The organism is Rhizorhapis sp. SPR117 (assembly GCF_021742065.1).
In genome coordinates this window covers 1-1,292 of record NZ_JAKKIE010000180.1, presented here as the reverse complement: position 1 = coordinate 1,292, position 1,292 = coordinate 1, and the positions used below count along the sequence as shown (strand labels likewise).

Annotated in this window: 1 protein-coding gene; it reads left to right on the top strand. The window is 59.6% G+C overall.

The genetic code is table 11. The features are described 5' to 3' along the window. The first annotated feature begins 59 nt into the window (after window positions 1-59). Window positions 60-1,076, top strand: coding sequence for an IS110 family transposase (locus L3X40_RS21800; RefSeq protein ID WP_237367424.1), 1,017 nt, complete (start codon window positions 60-62; stop codon window positions 1,074-1,076). Window positions 1,077-1,292 lie beyond the last annotated feature (216 nt).

The following is a 1,292-nucleotide window of genomic DNA, read 5'->3' as shown; positions in this document are numbered from 1 at the left end:
AGTCACCCTCCTTCTTGGCACGGGGTCGTATTGTACGCCTCAAAGGAGGAGGATGACCGATGACGATATTTGCAGGCCTGGATGTATCTGACAAGACAACCCACGTGCATGTAGTTACGAGTGACGGGACGAATGTTTGGCGCGGGGTATGCGCATCCGATCCCGATGTGATTGCGAAGACGCTCGGGCGCCATGCCAAAGGTGTTGAGCGTGTGGTTCTGGAAACCGGGCCACTTTCGGTGTTTTTGTACCACGGGTTGGTTGAACGCGAAGTGCCGGTGAAGTGCATTTGCGCGCGCCATGCCAAAGGCGTGTTATCGACGCAGGTCAACAAATCTGACCCCCATGATGCGCAAGGCCTGGCACATATTGCGCGGACGGGTTGGTTCAAGGAAGTGCGGATCAAGGGGGATGCTACGCATCTGGAGCGTGCTCAGTTGAAGATTCGCGAGCAACTGGGCAAGGCGCACCGGTCGATGGTGAACCAGCTCCGAGGTCTTTTGAAGCTATTCGGCTTGCGGATGGGAGTGGTCACCACGCCCCTCAAAAGACGTGCGCGGCTTGACGCCTTGTTCGGCCAGCGCCCCGAACTCAGGGGCATCATGACACCACTGATCGCCAGTCTTGAAGCGGTCGAGGCTGAACTGGCGGGGTTGACCAAGGCTTTGACCGTCCGCGCCACTGCGGATCCGGTAACGGCCCGGCTCATGACCATTCCGGGGGTCGGGCCGATCACGGCTCTGACGTTCAAGTCCAGCATTGAGGACCCGGGGCGCTTCGATCGGGGAGCCGATGCCGGGGCGTTTGCGGGTCTTGCCCCCAGAAGAACCCAGTCGGGAGAGCGCGATCATAAGGGACGCATTTCCAAAGCTGGCGACGCCATGCTGCGATCTGCACTTTACGAGGCCGCGAACTGTCTCATCACGCGCGTCAAGCGGCCCTGCGCGCTCAGGGAATGGGGCAAATGCATGGCGGAAGCGAAGGGAATCAAATGCGCCCGCGTCGCTGTCGCCCGCAAGCTTGCCATCCTGCTTCACAAGCTATGGCTGACGGAAACCGAGTTTTGCTGGAACTGACCGACCAAGCAGAATTCGACCAAAGGCCATAACTGGACGATCCCGCGCTGACAGTCGCGGCACCAACCGCGCCCGGGACATTAGGGACGTCCACCCCTCGCCTGACTGCAACCTTGTGGCATGGAAATCAGCCGGCCAAACCGCCGGACCATGACCCCGTAGACAACCAGAGACCAAGGTCAGCGCATAAGGGGCAAAATCAATTAGACAACTGTC